Below are 15,235 nucleotides of genomic sequence, written 5' to 3' on the forward strand. Positions count from 1 at the left end.
GGCGTTAGGTTTTTCTCCCTGTAATTTATCCTTTCGTAGCAAAAAGACCCCATGCAGACTCCCGTCCTCACGCAAATAGAGAAACGAATCGGATTTGTCACCCTAAACCGCCCGGACAAGCGCAATGCTTTAAATCCGGAAATGATCGAAGAATTGGCGAAGACATTTTCGGAATTTGAGCGCAACGGCGAGGTGAAGGTCGTGGTCGTGAGGGCTGAAGGCAAGGCCTTTTGTGCTGGGGCGGACCTGGCCTATTTGGAGAGATTGCAGCAAAATTCACTCGAGGAGAATTTGGAGGACAGTCATCGATTGAAGGCGCTTTTCTCGCAGATTTATGAATTTCCAAAGCCGGTGATCGCCCAAGTGCAGGGTCATGCCTTGGCTGGAGGCTGCGGCTTGGTAACGGTCTGTGATTTTGCATTTGCTGTGCCCGAAGCCAAATTTGGCTATACGGAGGCAAAGATTGGTTTTGTCCCCGCTTTGGTGTCCGTTTTTCTGGCCGAGCAGCTAAGCCAAGCCAGAGCCACGGAGCTACTGCTTTCCGCGGAAGTGATTTCGGCTGCCAAAGCTTTGGGACTTGGGCTGGTCACAGAAGTGGTGGCGTATGAAGCCCTTCAGGAAAGCGTTCGCGAATTTGCCATGAGACTGGTGGAGGGGAATTCTTCTTTTTCCATGCAGGAGACCAAGCGCCTGCTCCGAAGCCTGGGCAAAAAAGCTCGCGAAGAGGCTTTGAATTTGGCAGCCGATGCTAACGCAAAGACACGGAGCCACGCGGATTGCGTGAAGGGTGTGGCGGCTTTTTTGTCCAAAACCAAGCCCGACTGGTAAATTGGAAAATCATCTCCACTATATTCTGAGTGAAGTTTTTGGACTGGAGGATTTTCGTCCCGTCCAGAAGCAAGTCATAGACTCCGTCATGGAGGGAAAAGACACATTGGCGCTTTTGCCTACAGGCGGTGGTAAAAGCCTTTGCTACCAAATCCCTGGTTTGGCGAAGGAGGGGATCTGTCTGGTCGTGTCCCCGCTCATCGCGTTGATGAAAGACCAGGTGGACAATCTCAAAGCCAAGGGGGTAAAGGCGGCGGCCATCTATTCGGGCATGAGCTATCGAGAGATAGACACGACTCTGGACAATTGCATCTACGGGGATTTCAAATTCCTCTACGTTTCTCCGGAGCGGCTCAAGCAGGAGCTCTTCATCGAGCGGTTTCGGCAGATGAACATTAACCTGATCGCGGTAGATGAGGCGCATTGCATCTCGCAATGGGGTTATGATTTCCGACCGCCCTATCTGGAGATTGCCGCTATCCGGCCTTTTCATCCCCGAGTAAGTGTATTGGCACTCACCGCCTCAGCTACGCCGAAAGTATGTGCCGATATCATTGCAAAGCTCGAGATGAAAGCCCATCGGGAATTTCACCAGAGCTTTGCCCGAAAAAACCTGAGCTACAGCGTACGCTTGGTGGAGAATAAACTTGAAAAAGGCATCGAGATTCTCAACAGCATTCCCGGCACGGCCATTTGGTACGTGAGAAACCGGCAGGCTACCCAGCAGATCGCCAAGGCGCTCTCGCAACTGGGGATCTCCGCCGCTGCCTACCATGCGGGTTTGTCAAATGCCGACCGCGCTGATCGACAGGAGGCTTGGAAGTCCGATCGCGTGCGGGTGATGGTCAGCACCAATGCGTTTGGAATGGGAATCGACAAGCCGGATGTACGGGTGGTGATCCACAGCGATCTCCCCGAAAACCTTGAAAACTACTATCAGGAGGCAGGCCGGGCTGGTCGGGACGGAAGAAAAGCGTTTGCAGTTCTTCTCGCCAATGAGCAGGATTTTGAGCAGCTCAGTACAAGGGCCGAGCTGGTCTACCCGCCGTTGGACTATCTGAAGAGAGTCTACCAATGCCTAGCAAACTACTATCAACTGGCTGTCGGAAGTAACATGCTGAGCAGCTTTGACTTTGACATTTCGGATTTTTGCCAGACCTATGGACTGCAGGTCTTGGATACGTTCTATGCGCTCAAGGTATTGGCGGAAGAGGGATTTGTCGAGGTCAACGAGAGCTTTTTTTCCCCGTCCCGGGTGCACTTCCAAGTTGATCCCAGCAGACTTTACGAAGTGCAGATCGCTTACGCCAAGCTCGATCCCGTGGTCAAGATGCTATTGCGGACCTATGGAGGCAATCTTTTCTCGGAGTTTATCCGAATCCAGGAGGGCAAGCTTGCCAAGTCCCTTTCGATGAAAGAATCTGAGCTGGTAAAGGCTCTCCTCGATTTGCAGAAGCTGGAGGTGATGGACTACGATCAGCGCAAAGACAAGCCCCAGCTGACATTCCTGACTCCTCGATATGATGCTGGCAAACTACCCTTCAATCTTCCCCGGATTGCGGCTCGCAAGAAACTAACCCTCGAAAATGCAAAGAGCATGGTTGCCTATACCAGCCAGTCTAAACTCTGCCGCACGCAGTTTATCCAGGAATACTTTGGGGAAAAGACCGATGAGGTATGCGGAATTTGCGATGTCTGTATAGAAGCCAAGAAAAAACTGGCTCCCCAAAGCCAAGAGGATCGGCTGAAGCAAAAGATTCTGGAAACTTTGGCCGAATCAGATGGGTTAACAGAGCAGGACTTGTTTTCGACACTCAAAAAGCCAAGATCCAACGCTAATCTCACCTTGCTTCGCCGGTTAATAGAAGAGAATCAGATCATCAAATCTTCCAGCGACGGCATTTTGACACTATCCAATGGGTAACTTCTTTGACGATTTCTTGAAGAACATCTTTGGATCTCCGGAAAAGGCTCCGATGAAGGTCAGGGAGAACTTTGTGATCAAGGAATCTGAACGAAATGACCTAGTGGATTGGATGGGATCCGAAAACTGCGAGTTTTTTTTCGCTTTGGTTTATAAAAACTACCATTTCAAGCGGACGGGCATCAATGACAATCCCCAGGTTCATGTATTTGATTCTCCCTATGCCAACGGGTTTGCGGTCGCGTATCAGCCGCCCTTTGACCAAAAATCATTTTCCCGGCTTTTTTTGGCTTTTAGCCAAAGGATTCTAGCTTTGGGTTATGAGCAGGTGAGCTTGGATCGGAAATTCGAAGAAATCAACGACCAGGTGAAGGTGAGCGAGAAATTTTATTTTAAACCTCCCCTTCAACTTCCGGCCGAAGGAGAGTTGATTTCTCAGCTATACGGAAATGTGGCGTTGGAGAAAGTGAGTGTTGACAATAAGCCCAGTTTTATCAAATTGCTGGCGACGGTATATTCCGATCGTCTATACCAAGATGCCAAACCATTCGACCAGTTGATGGATCGAATCTTTGAAAAACATTCAGATGGATAGAATCAAGCTTAGAAACCAACTCGGAAAATACCGGACTCCCTACGAGGAGGAAGCGGCATTTATCGCTGATTTTGCGGAGCTCACCGCTGATCCTCTTGCCTACAAGCGGGAGCGGCTAGAGGGACACTTTACCGCATCTTCCTGGATCGTCAACCATGAGCGGACCCATACTCTCCTGACGCTGCACCGTAAGCTGGGGAGATGGCTACAGCTTGGAGGACATGCCGATGGCAATGAAAACCTCATGGAGGTGGCCTTGCAGGAAGCGAGCGAAGAGAGCGGTCTCACCTCTTTGCGCTTGGTCGATCTGACCATATTCGATATCGACAAACATATCATTCCCGAGCGGCCACATGTGCCTCAGCACTTTCATTTTGACGTGAGATACTTGCTGGAGGCTGACATCAACGAACCCCTTCAGATGAGCGACGAGAGCATCTCTCTGGCATGGATCGCTTTTGATTCTGTCGTCGATATGATCGGATACAACCCATCTATCCTTAGGATGCTCGAGAAGACCAGCAAATCAGAAATACTCCTTTGAAAACAAGCCTGAATCCAGCGGATTTAAAAAACGCCTTTCCCTTTTCCACTCCTATACAGATTAGATTTTCAGACATCGACGGTTACCTGCATGTCAACAACGGAGTGTACTTCAACTATTTCGAGCATGGTAGGGCGGTGTTCCTATACGAAGTCTGCGACTGGGATGTGATGGCCGTCGGCACTGTGGTGGGCAGGATAGAGATAGACTACCTTCGCCCCATACACTTGGAGGACCGGGTTCAGGTATTTGTGAAGTGCAGCCGGATCGGCAATTCCTCTTTTGACCTGGAGCAGATTTTGGTGGGGCAAGACAAAAATGGAGTTGAACATGCATATGCCAAGTGCCGCTGTGTGATGGTCGCCGTTGACATGAAGACGATGAAGCCGGTGCCGGTACCTGAGGAGTACAGATTGAAGTTGGCTGCGGGCTAAGCCGTAAATTCCCTATCTTTGCCGAAAATTTACCCCGTGAAATCGACACTACGGGAATGCCATGCGGAAGAATAGGCCTCTACCATGCGAGATTCCATGTGGCCGAAAAAACGATCTTAAACACATGAAAAAACTTTGGATCTTGGGTTTGCTGGCGGCGAGTCTATTCGCATGCATGCCAAATGAGGAAGAATTGCTGAAGGCAGGAATTGGAAAAATGGATGCTCAGGCTTGGCCTGAAGCTGTGGCGCTTTTTGATCAGCTGCTGGAAATAAATCCCGAAAACACCCAAGCACTCAATGCCAAAGGCGTGGCGCTTTTTCAGCAGGGAAAAATAGAAGAGGCTATTCCGGCCTTCGATGCGGCCATTCTCGCGGACTCCTCGAGCTATAAGCCTTGGTTTAACAGGGGCAATGCTAAGATGGAGCAGGAAAAATATAAGGAGGCATTGGCTGACTTCAATATGGCGACAGCACTTGATCCCTCCCAATCCGATATCTTTTTTAACCGTGGCACGGCGCTACTGAACATGGAAGAGTATGAGGATGCGTTGCTGGATTTTCAGACCGTGCTACAAGCTACACCCAATCAAGCGGAGGCTCATTTTCGCAAGGCGAAAGCCGAACTCGGCATGAATGACCCCATGCACGGAATGGAGTCATTAACCAATACGGTGAATCTCGATCCCAAAAACGCCGAGGCCTACTATCTGCTTGGCGTGACGCGGATGAGTGCTTTGGGGCAAAAGGGCGAAGGTTGCGCAGACCTGAAAATGGCCTTGTCTCTAGGCTATTCGGAGGCGGAAACTTGGATCAAGGATTTCTGCGAAAACTAAGATGGCGCTGATCGGCAAAGACATCTCATCGGCAAAAACCTTCTTGGAAAAAGGAGAACTCGTGGGAATTCCTACCGAGACAGTCTATGGGCTTGCCGGAAATGCGCTCGATCCAGAGGCGGTTGCCTTGATTTTTGAGACCAAAAACCGCCCGGGCTTTGACCCATTGATTCTTCATACTTCGTCGACGGACAAGGTTGCGGACTTTATTACTTCCTTTCCTGAGGCTTTGAAAACTTTGGCGGGGCATTTTTGGCCTGGGCCTTTGACTTTGTTGCTGCCTAGAAAGGAAATTGTCCCCGATCTCGTGACTTCTGGGCTAGATCGTGTGGCGGTACGCGTGCCCAATCACCTGCTCACCTTGGCTTTGCTCGAGGCACTTCCATTTCCTCTGGCCGCGCCCAGTGCAAATCCTTTTGGGTACATCAGCCCGACCCGTCCTTCCCATGTAGAGGATCAGCTCGGTGAAAAGATTCCCTACATCTTGGATGGTGGGCCGTGTACGGTGGGATTGGAAAGTACAATCGTGGGCTTGGAAGATGGCGAAGTCGTGGTGTATCGCCTCGGAGGCCTTGAGATTTCGGAAATAGAGAGGCTTGTTGGACCCGTTCGGATCAAAGACCACAGCTCCAGCAACCCTGCCGCTCCTGGTCAATTGGAGAGCCATTATGCGCCACGAAAGCCCTTTGTATTGGGAGATCTGAAGCAAATGATCGAAGGGAAGAAAGCCAAAGGTCTTGACTTTGCGGTGTTAAGCTTTTCCGAGACTTTTGACGGATTAGAGAGAGACAGACAAATCGCGCTCAGCCCCGACAGAAACCTCCATGAAGCCGCGAAGAATCTCTTTGCAGCCATGCGTCAGCTGGACGAAAGTCCTGCCACCGTGATCTTGGCGGAACTAATGCCCGAGATCGGTTTGGGCAAGGCCATCAACGATCGATTGCGAAGAGCAGCTGCGAAGTGATTCTGGATTTTTGATTTGCGATTTATGCGTGGAGCGGTTCAGGCTGAGCGGAGTCGAAGTTTCAAAACGTTAAGCTACGTTTTTGATTTGCGAGTAGCTATCGGGTCATCTGAATCTTCCAATTTTAAAATCTTTCAATTTTCCAATCTCAAAGGTTAACTTGAGGCTCTTTTTAACAGAAGCCAATCAAAATCTATTAAACCATTTCTATGAGTTCAACCGTGAAAAATGTGGATAGCCTGAATTTTGCAGGCAAAAAGGCCCTGATCCGAGTGGATTTCAACGTGCCTTTGGATGAGAATTTCAATGTCACTGATGATACCCGTATCCAAGCAGCCGTCCCTACGATCAAGAAAATTCTCGGCGAAGGCGGTTCTGCCATCCTGATGTCGCACCTTGGCCGTCCGAAAGGAGGCCCTGAGGACAAATATTCCCTAAAACATATCATCCCGGCAGTAGAAGCTGCACTTGGGACCAAAATCAAATTTGCGGCTGACTGCATCGGTACAGAAGCGGCAGAATTGGCGTCTGGATTGGGCGCTGGCGAAGTGCTCTTGCTGGAAAACCTGAGGTTTTACAAGGAAGAAGAAAAAGGTGATGTGGACTTTGCTGGAAAGCTAGCCAAGCTCGGCGACATCTATGTCAACGACGCCTTTGGTACCGCTCACCGTGCCCACGCATCCACGGCAGTGATTGCGCAGTTTTTCAAAGACAAAGTCGCTGGATACCTCATGGAATCCGAGCTGACCAACGCTGACAAAGTTCTCGGCAATCCTGAGCGTCCCTATACTGCAATCATGGGCGGAGCGAAAATCGCCGACAAAATCCTGATCATAGAGCGACTGCTTGAGAAGGTGGACAACCTGATCATTGGCGGTGGCATGTCCTATACCTTTGCCAAGGCACAGGGTGGATCTATAGGCACCTCGCTTTTGGAAGCGGACAAGCTTGATTTTGTACTAGAGCTCATGGAAAAGGCCAAAGCGAAAGGAGTGAACCTCATTCTTCCCGTGGATACGGTGATCGCAGACGCGTTTTCCAACGATGCCAATCAAAACATAGCCAAAAGAGGCGAGATTCCCGACAACTGGATGGGTCTGGATATCGGACCCGAGTCTCGCGAGCTCTTTGGGAAGGTGATTTTGGAGTCTAAGACCATCCTTTGGAACGGACCGATGGGGGTGTTTGAGATGGATTCATTTGACAAGGGGACCAAAGCTGTGGCGGAATATGTGGCACAGGCGACCAAGGCTGGGGCATATTCCCTGATCGGTGGGGGTGATTCAGCCGCCGCGGTCAACAAGTTTGGCTACTCCGACCAAGTGTCTTATGTCTCCACCGGCGGAGGTGCTTTGCTCGAACATATGGAAGGAAAGGTCCTGCCGGGTGTTGCTGCTTTAGCGGAGTAATCCGGAAAGGGGAAAAACTAGAAAAGGCCAGCTGAAAAGCTGGCCTTTGTCGTTTATTTTCCTTTAGAAAGGGTCAAAGCAATCTGGCCCGCATGGTGTGCATTGTGGTAAAGAATGTGGGAAAACAGCCTGATTTTCGAGACTGTGCCAAAAAATGGAGTTTCTACCTGCTCAGCCCAGGCTGAATCCGGAGTTTTTCTGATGAGGTTTTCCAGCATCTCAAATCCGATGGAAAGGTATCGGTGACTTTCCTCTAAGTCGAAGCGCTGCCCTTTATCCGTTTGCCCCATGGTCGTATTTGGGACTTTTGGCGGGATACCAAAGAAGTAGCCAAAAAGGTTCATGGTTTCGCCGATGTGCCGATAGATAAAACCGATGCTGGCTGTTTGAGGATTGAGTCGCCAAGTTGAATTTTCGCTTGACACCCGATCTAGGGCAAACGAACAGGTGAGCTTGTTTTGCTCGAGCATGCTTAGCAATAAATCCCGGGTTGAACTCATTTGGAGCTGGTGTAAGGGTTTAAAACTTTAACTCGACCATCACAGGAAAGTGGTCGGAGGGATATTTTTTCCCATAGTTATCAGTCAGAATGCCATGTCGGAGGACTTCGATCTTGCCACTGACAAAGATGTGATCTATGATGCCATCCGGCATTTTCTCCCAGTCGAAAGCTGTAAACGTACCCGCCGGCCCATAAGCGGGGATTTTGGAGATGAGGCGGGCGTCCTTCCAAGCCGGGTTGGAGGTAATGGTCTGGTAGGCGGGATTGTCTGGAGTGACGTTGAAGTCCCCCATCCAGATCGCAGGGAAATTCCCCTTGTTGATTTCCTTTGCCTTGGTTGCCACTAGTTTGCTGCTTTCCTCCCGTGCTTGCTGTCCTATGTGATCATAGTGGATATTGAATACATAAAAACGCTTGCCGTCTTTGTCCTTGAATTGGCCCCAAGAACAGATTCTGTTCAGGGAAGCATCCCATCCCTTGCTGGGTTTTTCCGGGGTTGGAGAGAGCCAAAAGGTGCCCGAGTCCTCCATTTTGTAAAGCTTGGGATCATACAAGATTGCCGTGTACTCGCCTTTTTGTGCCCCATCGTCCCTGCCCACTCCCAAATACTCATAGCCCAACCCTTTGCTCAATTCCTCGATTTGGTGATGGAGCCCTTCCTGAGTTCCGACCAGTCCGATTTTGTGGAATTGTATCAGGTGAATCACCTTAGAAGCCCGGTCTTCCCAGAGGTTTCCCGCATCACCTGGATTGTCCCAGCGGATATTGAAGGTGGCAAACTGATGATTTTGGGCCTGGACTTGTGCCAAAGCAAATGGGAAGAGAAGCGTCAACAGGGTTTTGAGATTCATAAAATCTAGAATAATTGGTGAAAAAGACTTTTAACTTTAAAGTTGCATGCTATTTTGACCAAATGAAATCGAGCACGACAGGGAACTTCACGCAAGGGAATGATCAGGTGACGTGCAAGATTCCATCTGACAATTAAGGAACAATTACAGACAGATGAAAACCTTTTATCCGAAAGACCTGAGCCCGGTGGAGGTACAGACGATTTTACAAGGGGCGGTTACACCCAGGCCCATCGCTTTTGCCAGTACCGTGGATAGGGACGGCAATCCAAACCTGAGCCCTTTTAGTTTTTTCAACATGTTCAGCGCAAATCCACCGATCCTTATTTTTTCCCCATCCAGAAGGGTCAGGGACAACTCGGTGAAGCATACCTTAGAAAATGTGGGCGAAGTACCCGAAGTGGTGATCCACATCGTGGGCTACGAGCGGGTCGAGCAGATGTCGCTTGCCAGTACCGAGTACCCAAGAGGTGTCAACGAGTTTGAAAAGTCTGGGCTCACGGCCCTCAAGTCCGACTTGGTAGCGCCACTTCGAGTCAAGGAAGCGGCAGTGGCGATGGAGTGCAAGGTCTTGGAAATAAAGCCCCTGGGGATTGGCGGCGGTGCGGGAAATCTCGTGATCTGCGAGGTCATCGCGATCCATCTAGACGAGAAGATCTTGGATGAAAAAGGCGTCATTGATCCCCATAAACTCGATCCTGTCGCCAGACTTGGGGGGAGCTGGTATTCTAGGATCACGCCGGATTCACTTTTTCAAATTCCGAAGCCGCTGACCAATCTCGGAATAGGCGTGGACCAGATCCCAGAGCAAATCAGAAACAGTCCAATCCTCACCGGGAACAATCTTGGTCGGCTGGGGAACGTCATGAAGCTGCCTTCAGATGCAGAATTGGCGGATTTTTCGCAGTCGGAGGAAATTCAGGAAATGCGAAGGAGGTTTGTCAATGACCGGGATTCCTGGATCGACCACCTGCATCTCCGGGCGAAGGAGGAGTTGGAAAAAGGGCAGGTGGACTTGGCGTGGAAGTACCTGCTGCAGAAGGGGTAGATAAGACCTTCCAACATTCAAAAACTTGGAAGCTTTTGGCTAAAAAAAATCCCGCCGATTGGGCGGGACTTGGTGTTTATAGGCCAGAAACTTCCGCCTCAGCGTGGATCTTTTTGACCAGTCCCTGTAGGACCTTGCCCGGCCCACACTCTATGAATTGTGTTGCACCGTCTTTGACCATATTTTGTACTGATTGGGTCCATTTGACCGGAGCGGTCAGCTGGGCGATGAGATTGGCCTTGATGTCATTGACATTGAGCGTGGCCACGGTATTGACGTTTTGGTAGATTTTGCAGCCCGGAGCCCGAAATTCGGTTTCTTCGATTGCTTTCTGCAGTTTTTCTCGTGCGGGCTCCATGAGCGGAGAGTGGAACGCTCCGCCTACTGGCAGAGGGAGGGCACGTTTTGCTCCAGCCGCTTTCATCTTTTCGCAGGCGATCTCGATTCCTTTCATGGTGCCGGAAATGACCAATTGGCCAGGGCAATTGTAGTTGGCTGGAACGACGATTTCGTCGGTGATGCTGGCGCATATTTCTTCGACTTTCTCGTCGGCGAGCCCAAGGATTGCCGCCATCGTGGACGGATTGATCTCGCAAGCCTCCTGCATGGCTATGGCTCGCTGATAGACTAGCTTCAGACCATCTTCAAATCCCAAAGTACCATTGGCTACCAAAGCGGAGAATTCACCCAAAGAGTGTCCTGCCACCATGTCTGGGATAAATTCCGGAGTGGTCTTTGCCAAGATCACAGAGTGGAGAAAGATGGCGGGCTGGGTGACTTTGGTCTGCTTCAGTTCCTCGTCCGTTCCCTCAAACATGATGTCGGTGATCCGAAATCCCAATACCTCGTTGGCCTGCTCAAAAAAAGCCTTTGCGGTTGGGTTGGTTTCATAGAGGGATTTTCCCATTCCGGGAAATTGGGCGCCTTGGCCCGGAAAAACAAATGCTTTCATGGAATTGTGGTTTGATCTAATCGGCCGTATGTTATCTAGCATTTTGAAGGTTGACCCCTTGATGAGTCACCCGCGACCTGCTCGATTTCATCCGTTGTTTTTTGATTGGAGGGACAAATATAGGCCTTTTCTTTTTTGGACTTGGCCGTCAAAACCCAGACTGGTCCGCAGACTGTCAGATGAACTTTGCTTTTTCCTCCGGAGTGGGAAGGCGGCATGTTTCCTTTTTTCCATACCAACGATAACGGTTTTTCCCGATCCAGTCGTAAATGCCATCCCGGATAAATGGGGGCAGCGCGATCAGTCCATATAGCAAAGGCCATAGTCCGGGAAGCTTTCTAGCGATCCGAAGCGCCGCCGTACTGCGAAAAAAGATCTTTCCATCTTCGATCAATACGATAGAATCCAGATATTTTGGATTGGCATCGAATCTTTCGAGTAATTTTTTCCCTTCCGCGCCTTGTAATGCCCCGACAAGGAATTTGTCCTCCTTGTCTCTTTTCAGGACAAAATCTACCGAAGTATTACACAGGTTGCAGACTCCATCAAAAAGGATGACCGATTTCTGCTTGCTCATCTAAGGAGTTGGATGGTGCCCTTCAGTTCTCGTTCTTTTTGGGCCGGATCTAAGACGTCAAAGCTGACCGTACCGGAATAGTAGTATGTGCCTGCGGGCAGCTCATTGCCGTTTTTATCTTTGCCATCCCAACGGATGTAGATATCATTTTCGTTGGATTCAAGGCTGTTGTATCGGAATACTTCCGCCCCCCATCGATTGACGATGAAGATCTCCACGCCATTGACGAAGCGAGGGCAAGCGGAGAATGGATTGTCAAAAGCGATGAAGGTGTCATTGTTGCCATCTCCGTTAGGCGTGAATGCGTTGGGCAGGTTGTAGACTGGACAGTTTTCCACGCATACCACGTTGCTTGGCTCACTTTCATTTCCGGATCTATCCACCGCGGTGATATAGTAGCATCCGCGATAGTTTGGCAGATTCGAAATCGTCGTTTCGAGCTCGAGCGAGCTAAGTTCGCGTACGAGGTTGAAAACGCCTTCTTCTCCGTCAGGAGTGAAGTAGAGCTTGTATCCGCTCAATTCATCATCGCATTCGCCAGTGAAATCTGGTGTCCAGCTCAGCTCGTGTTCAAATGTGGCATTGTTGCAAGGTTGTTCTGCCACGTAGGCTGAGCACTCTGGCCCTTCAAAAGTCAAGACCGGGGGGCAGGGTAGCCTGTTGTCGTCGGGAAGCGCACAGGTGATTTGGGATTTGTTTTCCAAAGGATAAACCAATCCAGCCACGTTGTAGGAACCCTTGGTGATGACGTAGTAGCAATACTCCAGTTCCTTCACCAGAGGCATCCCGTTGAAGCTTCCGTCGTCCAGGTATTTGAAGCTATTTTGGGTAACGTCCACTTCGGCTATTTTCACAAAAGTATCGGTGTCGGCCGCGTTGGCATCAGTCCGGTTACGATATACCTCATGCTTGAACTGTCCTACCAGATTGTTCCAAGGAACATTGAATGTCCAATTCAATTCGATCGCCTCGTTGATGATAGTTGGCTGTAGCCAAACGGAGGAAGCCGAGGAGGAGGTATCGATTTTGGTATTGTTGTCCAGCAAGACCACCCGGTAATTGTACACGAGATTTTCGGTGTTTAGTCCAGTGTCAGTAAAAAGCGTGTCAGAGGTGATTCCTAGAGAAACTCTGTTGGAATTGCCTGTGAATCCTTCGCTCCTCAGCAGTTCATAGGAATATGGGCCGGGGTATTGGACCTTGTCGATGTCGTATGGAGGAGTCCATTTCACGAAGATTTGTCCAGTAGCAGGGTCAGTTTCTTCTACGCTGACATTGGTAATGATCGGCACGTCCACGTCGATCGTGATGCAGATTTCCTCAGACACTACGCTTTCTCCCAGTCTTGGCTCTGGGAACGCTGCCACCAATCTGTAGCAGTAGGTGTTTCCTGGTGCAAGGCCCTCGCCGCCGTTTAGGTCAGTGAAGGTAAAGGTCTGCATGTTCGTCGTGCCCACCAATTCGTATCCTGGTCGGATGCCGGTCTCGCAGCTGTCAGGCTGATAGGGATCCGAGTTGATCCTTCTCCAGATCTGCATCTCACTGGCCGAGTTGCCGCATACATAAGGGTCCCAGTTGAGTTCTACCGTTCTGCCGGACTGCTGCTCCAGATCATCCCAGACTGGCGGGGGACCGACTACTTTGATTCTCCAGGTTTTGATGTCAACCAGTTTTGGGCCGGACCTAGGCTGGTCCGTGATGCGTACTCGAACGTCGTATTCTCTTGCCCTCACATGCTGACAGACGGTCTGCCAGGTGAAGTTGACAACTCCGGGCTGGGGCTGAAATTCACTCTCCGGATCGTAGGAGGCAGGGGACGTGGTGATTTCTATGGGCTCACCAAATACCTCAATTTTGACCGGATCTCCATCTGGGTCAGTTCCCTGGATGATTTCTTCGATCAATGTACCCGCCTCTACGCAGAGGTCATCAGGAAGAATCAATTCAGGTCTGCGGTTGTTGGAGTTTTCGATGATGATCTGCATGTCCCGCACCACATACCCGATCTGCTCAAATTTGCCGTTGATCTTTCGCCATTCGATGATCCGGAAAGCGACGTTGAATTGGCCCGCCGTCCCTGGTGCGTCCCAGATTAAATCTCCGAATACCGGATCTATGCTCAGAAATGCCGGTGTCGTGCCGTCTTGTTGGCTTTGGCTGAATTCTGCACTAGCTGGGCTTCGGTAGTTGTTTACAGGTCGTTCGAGCTGCTGCTTTGGGACGTCCATTGCGTAGGAAAGGCTGTCTCCATCCGGGTCAAAGGCTCCGGGATTGTGGATATACCGCACGTTGATGGCTCCGTTGTCCACAGGGGGGATGGTTAGCACCGGGGAGTTGTTGACTCCGATGAAAGGGTCTATGTTGATCTCTGTCTCGACATAAAAAGGTGTATCCACCGAATTGTCCATGTTAAGGGTCAGGTCATTTCGGTTGAATTCCTGAAAACGTATTTTGTATCGCCCGGGACCTTGGAAGGTGTGGGTGATCACAAAGGTGTTTTTTTCGATCATGTCACCAAGGTCCTCCACTGTGGAGAAATCGCTTTCTGTATTCAGCTGCACTTCCCTGCCATCTCCAAAATTGATCAGCCCAGGCCCGAATATTACGCTTGATCGCGTATCGGTGTATCCCACGACAGTAATCCGGTAGGTGAGGGTTTGGACAGAGATGCGTTCTGCGATGATTTCTCCGGCGCGTATGTGGGTGGCCCACGCGGAGCTGATACCTGCTACCAAATAAATGAAAAAGACCGCGAGGGAAAGTTTGAGCTTCATGCCTGGTTGACTTTGGTGATGCTATCCTGAAAACGTGTTGGAATCCCAAAAGTTAATCCCAAAATCCATACTCAGGACTAACCGACTAAGAAATAACTGGAAGTAAACAGAAAATACCCGGAATTTCAAACAATAGGCGATTCGTACTGTTCAATTTTGGAATTAACGTTTTAATCGCCCGCTTATTTTCCAGAGCTATTTAGAACTGTTTAAAATAAGGAAGCGGCATTCGATTGCATTGTTTGCTATCGCTTCCGCATGTAAATTTGAAGGCAAATAAACAAAGACTTTCGTTCTAAAATTAATCGCAAATTTATATGAGCTGGGTTACCAAAACCTTGAAAAGCACCCTTGGCAGAAAGTTGATTATGGCGCTCACGGGCCTTTTTCTGATTCTCTTTTTGACCGGTCATGTATCGGGCAACATGCTGTTGTTCAAGAACGACGGCGGTGAGGCATTTAATATTTATGCCAAGTTTATGACTACGAATCCGGCGGTGAAGGTACTTTCCTACCTAACCTATATTTCGGTGATCGCCCATGTGATTTATTCCATCATATTGTCTAGACAAAACAAGTCGGCGAGACCGATTGGGTACGCTGAGTCCAAAGCATCTACCAACAGTCGCTGGGCATCCAGAAACATGGGTATTCTGGGCACCATTATCCTGATTTTTTTGGTAGTCCATATGCAAAGCTTCTGGGCCCAGATGCATTGGGGAGACCTTCCGGTGGTAACCTATGATGGAGAGGAATACAAAGACCTTTACAGCATTGTGAATTTCGCCTTCCAAAACATCTTCATGGTAATAGGATATGTGGTAGCGATGGCGTTTTTGGCATTTCACCTGTCCCATGGTTTTGCCTCGGCATTTCAGACTTTGGGATGGAATCACAAAAAGTATTCTCCTGCCATCAAGGCGATAGGCCAGTTCTATTGCATTGTAGTGCCGGTTCTGTTTGCGGCAATGCCACTTTACATCTATTTCACCAGCTAA

At 49.7% G+C, this 15,235-nt stretch carries 15 protein-coding genes; 10 read left to right on the top strand and 5 right to left on the bottom strand.

The genetic code is table 11. The features are described from left to right. The first annotated feature begins 51 nt into the window (after window positions 1–51). From J0A67_RS21690 to J0A67_RS21725, 8 genes are all read left to right on the top strand, one after another. The gene (locus J0A67_RS21690) at window positions 52–828 is read left to right on the top strand and encodes an enoyl-CoA hydratase/isomerase family protein (RefSeq protein WP_206571494.1); all 777 of its coding nucleotides are present in this window, start codon (window positions 52–54) and stop codon (window positions 826–828) included. 1 nt (window position 829) lies between these two features. After that, window positions 830–2,752 (top strand): RecQ family ATP-dependent DNA helicase, encoded by a 1,923-nt coding sequence (locus tag J0A67_RS21695; RefSeq protein ID WP_206571495.1) that lies wholly within the window; start codon window positions 830–832, stop codon window positions 2,750–2,752. Further along, on the top strand, window positions 2,745–3,347 hold the full coding sequence (locus tag J0A67_RS21700; protein WP_206571496.1) for a hypothetical protein: 603 nt from the start codon (window positions 2,745–2,747) through the stop codon (window positions 3,345–3,347). The genes J0A67_RS21695 and J0A67_RS21700 overlap by 8 nt, the downstream gene beginning before the upstream one ends. After that, complete coding sequence (locus tag J0A67_RS21705; RefSeq protein WP_206571497.1) at window positions 3,340–3,891, top strand: NUDIX hydrolase; 552 nt, start codon at window positions 3,340–3,342, stop codon at window positions 3,889–3,891. The genes J0A67_RS21700 and J0A67_RS21705 overlap by 8 nt, the downstream gene beginning before the upstream one ends. Next, window positions 3,888–4,325 (top strand): acyl-CoA thioesterase, encoded by a 438-nt coding sequence (locus tag J0A67_RS21710; RefSeq protein ID WP_206571498.1) that lies wholly within the window; start codon window positions 3,888–3,890, stop codon window positions 4,323–4,325. The genes J0A67_RS21705 and J0A67_RS21710 overlap by 4 nt, the downstream gene beginning before the upstream one ends. A 124-nt stretch (window positions 4,326–4,449) precedes the next feature. Then, window positions 4,450–5,160, top strand: coding sequence for a tetratricopeptide repeat protein (locus J0A67_RS21715; RefSeq protein WP_206571499.1), 711 nt, complete (start codon window positions 4,450–4,452; stop codon window positions 5,158–5,160). A 1-nt stretch (window position 5,161) separates the two neighbouring features. Continuing rightward, window positions 5,162–6,124, top strand: a complete 963-nt coding sequence (locus J0A67_RS21720; RefSeq protein WP_206571500.1) for an L-threonylcarbamoyladenylate synthase — start codon at window positions 5,162–5,164, stop codon at window positions 6,122–6,124. Window positions 6,125–6,333: 209 nt separating this feature from the next. Continuing rightward, a complete protein-coding gene (locus J0A67_RS21725; RefSeq protein ID WP_206571501.1) occupies window positions 6,334–7,533 on the top strand; it encodes a phosphoglycerate kinase in 1,200 nt (399 codons plus the stop codon). Window positions 7,534–7,586: 53 nt separating this feature from the next. Here the strand turns inward: J0A67_RS21725 and J0A67_RS21730 are convergent, their stop codons facing one another. Both J0A67_RS21730 and J0A67_RS21735 read right to left on the bottom strand, forming a co-directional pair. Beyond that, window positions 7,587–8,033, bottom strand: a complete 447-nt coding sequence (locus J0A67_RS21730; RefSeq protein WP_206571502.1) for a DinB family protein — start codon at window positions 8,031–8,033, stop codon at window positions 7,587–7,589. A gap of 19 nt (window positions 8,034–8,052) precedes the next feature. Then, window positions 8,053–8,886 (bottom strand): endonuclease/exonuclease/phosphatase family protein, encoded by an 834-nt coding sequence (locus tag J0A67_RS21735; RefSeq protein ID WP_206571503.1) that lies wholly within the window; start codon window positions 8,884–8,886, stop codon window positions 8,053–8,055. 154 nt (window positions 8,887–9,040) lie between these two features. Here J0A67_RS21735 and J0A67_RS21740 point away from each other — a divergent pair, with 154 nt between their 5' ends. Further along, entirely contained in the window at window positions 9,041–9,934 is an 894-nt protein-coding gene (locus J0A67_RS21740) for a flavin reductase family protein (protein WP_206571504.1), read from the top strand. A 76-nt stretch (window positions 9,935–10,010) separates the two neighbouring features. On the opposite strand, the gene fabD is transcribed toward J0A67_RS21740, so the two are convergent. From fabD to J0A67_RS21755, 3 genes are all read right to left on the bottom strand, one after another. Beyond that, on the bottom strand, window positions 10,011–10,886 hold the full coding sequence (gene fabD, locus J0A67_RS21745; protein WP_206571505.1) for an ACP S-malonyltransferase: 876 nt from the start codon (window positions 10,884–10,886) through the stop codon (window positions 10,011–10,013). Window positions 10,887–11,061: 175 nt separating this feature from the next. Further along, window positions 11,062–11,463, bottom strand: coding sequence for a thiol-disulfide oxidoreductase DCC family protein (locus J0A67_RS21750; protein WP_206571506.1), 402 nt, complete (start codon window positions 11,461–11,463; stop codon window positions 11,062–11,064). Further along, on the bottom strand, window positions 11,460–14,237 hold the full coding sequence (locus J0A67_RS21755) for a T9SS type B sorting domain-containing protein (RefSeq protein ID WP_206571507.1): 2,778 nt from the start codon (window positions 14,235–14,237) through the stop codon (window positions 11,460–11,462). The genes J0A67_RS21750 and J0A67_RS21755 overlap by 4 nt, the downstream gene beginning before the upstream one ends. A 317-nt stretch (window positions 14,238–14,554) precedes the next feature. On the opposite strand from J0A67_RS21755, the gene J0A67_RS21760 reads away from it, so the two are divergent. After that, window positions 14,555–15,235 (top strand): succinate dehydrogenase cytochrome b subunit, encoded by a 681-nt coding sequence (locus J0A67_RS21760; RefSeq protein ID WP_206571508.1) that lies wholly within the window; start codon window positions 14,555–14,557, stop codon window positions 15,233–15,235.

It is taken from the genome of Algoriphagus aestuariicola, assembly GCF_017254835.1.
In the GTDB taxonomy this organism is placed as follows: domain Bacteria; phylum Bacteroidota; class Bacteroidia; order Cytophagales; family Cyclobacteriaceae; genus Algoriphagus; species Algoriphagus aestuariicola.